The following is a 7,319-nucleotide window of genomic DNA, read 5'->3' on the forward strand; positions in this document are numbered from 1 at the left end:
TTGGACTATTAGTTATTGTATTGTTAATGAGTTTTTATTTACACAATGAGAATAAGAAGCATCAGAAGGCTGAAATTCAGTTCCGTGATTCCCTATTATCAAACCTAGCCGCAAATGTTAATGATGCTTTTGTGATAATGGATGAAAACTTAGAAAAAGTTTTATTTGCAACTCCAAATATCAGACAGATATTAGGAATAGATGAAAGTGATGTATTAACTAATATTGATAATATTAACGAGCATCAAAGTGAAAGACTTGAGGAAATAAGAGCAAATAGAGGTAAAAGAATAACTTGGCAGCAAGAGTACATCAATAAAAAAGATGGAACTAAAAAGTATCTAGATATCACTGCTTATCATACAGAATTTGGTTCATTAAATAGATGTGTAATAGTAATTGATGATAGAAGTGAAGATAGAAGACTTAGAGATGTTTTATCCTCATCTCTTGAGCTTGCTAAGAATGCAAATGAAGCAAAGAGTAACTTCTTAGCTAATATGAGCCATGATCTCAGAACACCTATGAATGCAATCGTGGGTTATTCAACACTTTTACAAAGTAATGCTACTAATAGTGATAAGGTATTAGAAATTTCTAAGAAAATTGCATTTTCATCCCAGCATCTTCTTTCCTTAATAAATGATATTCTTGATATGAGTAAAATTGAAAGCGGAAAGACTTCCTTGAATATTAGCGAAGTAGAACTAGCTGAATTAATTGAAAATATCTATGAAATTGTTAGTGTCCAAGCTAGAGCTAAAAACCAAAAGCTTGAAGTAATTACTCGTGGAAAGCTCTCTGACTACTTCTTAGCTGATAAGTTACGACTTAGTCAAATTTTACTCAACATTCTTTCAAATGCAGTTAAGTACACTCCAAATAATGGTTTAATATCATTTGTTATTGAAAGTAAACAGCAAACAAGTAAAACATGTACAATGCGCTTTATCATCTCCGATAACGGAATTGGTATGAGTAAAGAGTTTCTTAAAAATATCTTTAACCCATTTACTCGTGATTCCAATGTACTGTCCTCTGGAATTCAAGGTACTGGTCTTGGTATGTCTATTACAAAAAGTATCGTTGATTTAATGGGTGGTACAATTTCAATTTCTAGTGAAGAAGGTAAGGGAAGTGTATTTACTGTAGAATTGAAGTTTGCAAAATCTGATAGAGAATCAAATTCTTCATTCTTTAAACGCTATAACATATCGAAAATACTAATAGTTGATGATGAGAATGATGTATTAAGTGATGTTAAGCGTAAGCTTGAATCAAATGATATTAGTGTAGATGAAGCAAGTAGTGGGCTTGAAGCTATCTCAAAGGTACAAAACAGTAGTAGCTATGATGTATTAATTATAGACTGGAAGATGCCTAAAATGGATGGTCTTGAAACAATAAAGCAAATAAAGAATAAAGTTGGAAATAATGTTCCAATTATTATTCTTTCTGCATATGATTTTTCTGAAATCGAGGATGAAGCAAGAACTCTTGGAGTAAATCTATTTTTATCAAAGCCTTTCTTTATCTCTGCTCTTCAAAGACAACTTGCTAATTATTATGTTGATAAGCAAAGAAGTGATAACAAGAGTCAATTAGAAATTAAAGGTGTTAATATCTTAGTTGCAGAAGATAATGAAATTAATGCTGAAATTATAACAGAATTATTAAAGGATATAGGAATTGAGTGTGTAATTGCATCCAACGGTAAAGAAGCATTAGATATCTATGAAAGGGAAAAGGTAGGAACCTTTGATATGATATTTATGGACATTCAAATGCCAATTATGAATGGGTATGAAGCAACTCAATTAATTAGATTATCTAATAAGGAAGGAAGCAAAGATATTCCAATTATTGCAATGACTGCAAATGCTTTTGAGGATGATATAAAGGCATCAAAGGAAGCAGGTATGAATGAACATATTGCAAAACCTATAGATTTTGATAAACTAAAGACTATAATTAAGTCATTTTTAAGCTAACACGAAGTTAGTACTAAGTGCTGTAGCACTATAATTAATCTTTCTCTTTTTCTTTCTGTAGAAAGAAATAGTCACAGAAGTGGCCTTTTTAAAATAAAAGGTGGGCACTTATTATGTTTTCTTATAATGCTTCTTTTATCAAAGCCAAATTAAAAGATAGCAAAAAAACATTAATAGAAAATCTTTCCTTCACTCTCAATAGAGGTGAGAAGCTTGCACTTGTAGGGGAAACTGGATCAGGAAAAACAATCACGGCCCTTTCTATTATGGGACTCCTCCCTAAAAATATCATAGCTGACTATAAAATGAGCTTAAGGACTATTGACGGTAGAACTTTGTTAAATAAAGAAATATATAAAGCCTTAGGAAAAGATATAGTTTATATACCTCAAAATGGATTAGAAGTTCTTTCAAGTCTTCGAAGTGTTAGAAAGCATCTATATGATTCATTGAAATTAAATGGCTGTAAAAAAAATAAATTAGAAATAACTTCATACTCTTTACTTTCTAAAGTTGGATTTAGTGAAGTTGAGAAGGTAATAGATTTATATCCCTTTGAGTTATCAGGGGGAATGGCTCAAAAGGTTACTATTGCCCTCGCTTTAGCTTCAAATCCAAGTGTAATAATTGCAGATGAACCTACTAATGGACTCGATAGAGAAAATAGAGGAACCTTTATCAAGCTTCTCGAAAGCCTTGATGCTGCTAAAATAATTATTACTCATGATATTTCCCTTTGTGAAATGATGGACAAAATCATCGTTCTAAAGGATGGAGTTGTTATGGAAAGTGGGGATGCAAAAGAAGTATTAGACTCTCCAAAATGTGAATATACTAAAGCGCTTGGGAATGCGCTTTGCCAAAATGGCATGAAAGAAACACCTGTAGTTAGAAACGAAAATAAGTGTTGTCCATTTTATTCAATGTGTGAAAAAGGGTGCTCTGAATGTATGAATGTTTCTTTAAAAGTTAAAGTAAATCATAGTTGGAGATGTATAAATGGTTGAAGTTAAAAATCTTACATTTTCATATAAGGAAAAACTTATATTTTCAAATGCATCATTTAGTATTAAGGACTTAAGTATTACCTCGCTTTATTCCCCTAGTGGATCTGGAAAGAGTACTATTGCAAAGCTTCTAACTGGTATCTTACGCCCAAGTAGTGGAGAAATATTTTTAGATGGTAAATTGCTCTCATCAAAGGACCATTACGATAGAAAAAATGGATTAAAGATTCAAATGGTTTATCAAAACCCAACCTCCTCTTTTGATAGCGAACAAAAGCTTATTTCATCAATTATCGAGTTAATAAAATACCATAAGCTTTGCACTAAGGAGCAAAGAAGTGAGTACATTAAGGAGTTTGCTACCTCGTTAAATATTGATCAAGATATTTTAAACCATCTACCAACACAAATATCAGGAGGGGAAGCCCAGAGGATAGCATTAATGAAAGCATTAATGCTAAAACCCAAGGTATTAATTCTTGATGAAGCAACAAGTATGCTCGATGTCTCAACGCAGGCAAATGTTATTGCACTTGTAAAGAGAAAGATTAATGAACTAGGAGGTTCTATTTTATTAATCACCCATGATAAGGCGCTTTCAGAGTGTCTTTCAGACCAAATATATACTATTAAACAAAATAAAATAGAGGAATATAAATGAAAAAGCTGTTATTAACTATTTTGTTATTTACTCTTCATTTAGCAATTTTTTCATCTCCTGCTAAAGAAGATTTGAATACTGGCAAATTTATTGTTGAAATCGGAACAACTGCAGTAATTGAGAAAGCTGAGGTAGGAGAATATGCCTATGATATGCTTACCTCAGGATTTTCAAATCTACCGCTAGTTTCAAAGGACACTAATGGGGTATATAGTCCATTGGTAGCATCATTCGATACTCAAGATTCAAAAACTTGGAATTATGAAATTACTCCAGGACTCACCTGGTCTGATGGTGTTGAGGTAACAGCAGAGGATATTCTTTTTACACTTATATATGAAGATCAAAATGGAAGTGCTAACTTTATTGACCAAATTGATAGTAAAGGTAAGGTAACTGAATCAAAATATATTGGATATACTTTAAGTGAAGATAAGAAGACACTTAGTTTAGTTCTTCGTGATGCCAACATAAGGGAGCTATCTAATATGACTAGCTTTAGAATTGTACCTTCTCATCTTTATAGTGATGGAGATATCACAATAGCTGATAAAAGAGTTACCTGCGGACCATTTGTTTTTTCTTCCTTCGATGGTCTGTCAGGAACAATAGAATTTGTTCAAAATAAATTTTATCCAGTAAAACCTAATGTTGAGAAAATAGTTGTTCATCTCTTTGGAAGTGAAGATACGATGTACATGGCTCTTAACAATGGAGATTTAGATTTTACATTTATTTACAATAGTGGTGTTGGTGAAAATTATTTAGATGTATTAAAAGAAAATAATAATCTAGAAATATTAAGTGCTAATGGTCAAGGTATTCCACTTGTGCTTTGTTTTAATAATTCATCTGAAAAACTTAGTGATATAAATATAAGAAAGGCAATTAGCTACGCCTTAGACTACGAAGTAATAAGAAAATACGTAGGAGGAAGTGGTGCAAGTATTGCAAATAGGGGAGTCGTACCAGCTTCAACCTTTGGATATATAGAAACACAAAAGCTAGAGCAGAATCTTAGTCTTGCTGCAACACACCTACATAACTCTGGGTATGAAAAGGTTGGCGCTTACTATCAAAAGGATGGAGAAGTTTTATCTTTAACACTTTCCTATCGTCTTGATAAAACTGCTCAAGTTGCAGGAGCAGAATTAATTAAAACACAGCTTGAAACATTTGGTATTAAAGTAAATTTAGATGGTCTTGATAGTGCTTCATACAATGCAAAAACAAGTAATAAGTTTAGTAATAATAATATTTCGTTTGAGATGGCTTTGTTTGGATTCACCAGTGCGGGAGTAGAAATGGGTAGTGGAATTGCAACAATCTATGTTGATAAATTTCATAACGTTCAAGGTGGTTGCCAAGTATCAGATGAAGCTTTCCAGAAATTATTAAAAGAGTTAAAGAGTGCTAAAACTATTGAGGAATATTATCTAAGTGCTGCTAAAATTCAAGAGTACTATGAGACTAATACACCACTAATTGCACTATATCACGATAATAATAACTATGTAGCAATTGGAGAATATGAAGGCTATGCTATTGATAGCTTATTTGGAATAAATAATGTTAATACATACATTAATTTAAAAAGGAAGTAAGCTATTTTGTCAAAGATAAGTGTAAAGAGAGCATTATTTTGCTTTGTATTAATTATAATAATTAATTTTTTACTTCCTAGAATGATGAAGGGGAATCCTATCAGTTACTTAACTGGTCTTGATGAGGAGCTTACTAGTGTACAAATTGAGTACTATGAAAAAGCTCTTCATTTGGACGAGTCCCTATTTAAGCAATTTTTATATTACTTAAAAAGTATTTTTGATGGCACCTTAGGATATTCTTTTCAAAAAAATTCTACTGTTTCTACACTTATATTTGAAAGGTTAAAAGTAACACTACTTTTAGTTCTTCCATCTGCAATAATAGCAGCAATTATAGGACTTTCTTTTGGGTTAAAAGCAGGATTTGAAGGACCTAAAACAGATAAAGTATTAACTCCAATAATGATAATAATTAATTCCTTTCCACTCTTTTTGATCTCTTTATTACTTATTTTATTTTTTGCTTTTGACCTAAAGCTATTACCATATTCTGGCCTTGCCTCAACTAAAAATAGTAACTTTTTAGATTTAGTGAGACATCTAATTTTACCTATTTCGACAATTACTATAGGCTTACTTCCATCTAGATACTTGCTTGTAAGAAATATGACTCAAAAAATAGCAAAGAGTAGATGTATCCTCTATCAAAGAGAGAGAGGATTAGGTAATAACAAAATTAGGTATTTTTATATACTCCCAGAGCTATTAACAACCTTTTTAACAAATGTTGGATTAAGTATAGGTAGTGGTATTGCTGGGTCTGTAGTAGTTGAAAGTATTTTCTCAATTAATGGAATGGGAAGACTCTTAACTCAAGCAGTATACACTCTTGATTACCCTCTAATGTATGGTATTTTATTTGTCACCTCGTTGGCTATGCTTATTAGCATTATCATAGTCGATATTCTTTCATTTTTGTTAGATCCAAGACAAAGGAGAAAGCTTCATGACTAAAAAATTCGTAGTAATTATTGGTGCTCTCCTTTTAATGTTTTTTATTATTACTGCTGCCTTTCCCGAGTTAATTGCTCCATACAGTGCAAAGGATATGGATAGTCCTTGGTTATCAAGCTCAAGTGAGCATATCCTAGGGACTAATAAGCTTGGATATGATGTTTTTTCAGAGTTGATATTTGCAACTAGGAAAACATTAATTACAGGTGTATTAGCTTCTACCTTATCGCTAATTATTGCAACATTACTTGGCTATCTATGTTTAGAAGAAAATATAATTGGTAAAGTTTCAATAACAATTATTGATACCATGACGCTACTACCTCGCTTAGTTACGATGATAGTTTTATCTACATTCTTTAATACTAATAGTTTTTCATTAATTGTTTTAATCTCAATCTTTTCTTTTGCAGCAAGTGCAAGAGCAATTTCTGCTAGAGTTAGAATGATAAAAAAAGAGTGTTTTATTGAAAGTTTAACTGTACAAGGCTTTAGTAAAATGCATATCTTGATTTTCCATATCATACCTTCTTTAAAGGACATATTATTAACAAGATTTTTGCTTGGAATTAATAGTGCGATAATGCTTGAATCTACACTATCATTTTTAGGCCTTGGAGATATATACAACCCTACCTGGGGAACCATGGTAAATCTTGCATATAAAAATGGAGCATTTTTACGCCATCATTATTGTTATTTGTTATCACCTGGAGTAATGATAATGCTCTTAACACTATCGTTTTATATGGTAAGCTTAGCAATTGAACTAAAGCACGAAGAAATAAAGGAAACCACATGAAAAGAGTATTTTCACTTATACATTCATCTCCACATTCTCAATTAGGTGATATAGTTGATAACACCCCAAATGATATTGAGACGGAGGATGCTTTTTCAAGTTTAAATCAAGAAAGAAGTAAAGATAATTTAATTAACTATGCTAAGTGCTTAGTTAAGCAGCTTAGATATAAAGAAGCTTTAGTAATCTTTAATGAAGTACTTTCAAAGGACCCAAATGATTTAGCTACATTACGTCTTAGAGCAATTAGAAATATGACAACGCTATGTGTTAAAGAAAGTCTTGATGATTTTTTAT

At 31.6% G+C, this 7,319-nt stretch carries 7 protein-coding genes; all 7 read left to right on the forward strand.

Translation table 11 applies throughout. From position 1 onward, the window contains the following. On the forward strand, nt 1-1,991 hold a 1,991-nt coding region (locus tag SOY52_RS05720), incomplete at its 5' end, for a response regulator (RefSeq protein WP_320848011.1). Between the two features lie 113 nt (nt 1,992-2,104). Continuing rightward, the gene (locus tag SOY52_RS05725) at nt 2,105-2,998 is read left to right on the forward strand and encodes an ABC transporter ATP-binding protein (protein ID WP_320848012.1); all 894 of its coding nucleotides are present in this window, start codon (nt 2,105-2,107) and stop codon (nt 2,996-2,998) included. Continuing rightward, on the forward strand, nt 2,991-3,659 hold the full coding sequence (locus SOY52_RS05730) for an ABC transporter ATP-binding protein (protein WP_320848013.1): 669 nt from the start codon (nt 2,991-2,993) through the stop codon (nt 3,657-3,659). The genes SOY52_RS05725 and SOY52_RS05730 overlap by 8 nt, the downstream gene beginning before the upstream one ends. After that, nucleotides 3,656-5,263 carry an ABC transporter substrate-binding protein gene (locus SOY52_RS05735; RefSeq protein ID WP_320848014.1) on the forward strand — a complete coding sequence of 536 codons (1,608 nt, stop codon included), beginning with the start codon at nt 3,656-3,658 and terminating at the stop codon, nt 5,261-5,263. The genes SOY52_RS05730 and SOY52_RS05735 overlap by 4 nt, the downstream gene beginning before the upstream one ends. A gap of 6 nt (nt 5,264-5,269) precedes the next feature. After that, nucleotides 5,270-6,220: an ABC transporter permease gene (locus SOY52_RS05740; protein WP_320848015.1), complete on the forward strand. Its 951-nt coding sequence runs from the start codon at nt 5,270-5,272 to the stop codon at nt 6,218-6,220. Then, the gene (locus tag SOY52_RS05745) at nt 6,213-7,022 is read left to right on the forward strand and encodes an ABC transporter permease (RefSeq protein WP_320848016.1); all 810 of its coding nucleotides are present in this window, start codon (nt 6,213-6,215) and stop codon (nt 7,020-7,022) included. Before SOY52_RS05740 ends, SOY52_RS05745 begins: the two co-directional genes overlap by 8 nt. Further along, the coding region (locus SOY52_RS05750; RefSeq protein ID WP_320848017.1) for a tetratricopeptide repeat protein at nt 7,019-7,319 on the forward strand (301 nt) is incomplete at its 3' end. The genes SOY52_RS05745 and SOY52_RS05750, both read left to right, overlap by 4 nt.

The organism is Bullifex sp. (genome assembly GCF_034103065.1).
Taxonomy (GTDB): Bacteria; Spirochaetota; Spirochaetia; order Sphaerochaetales; family Sphaerochaetaceae; genus Bullifex.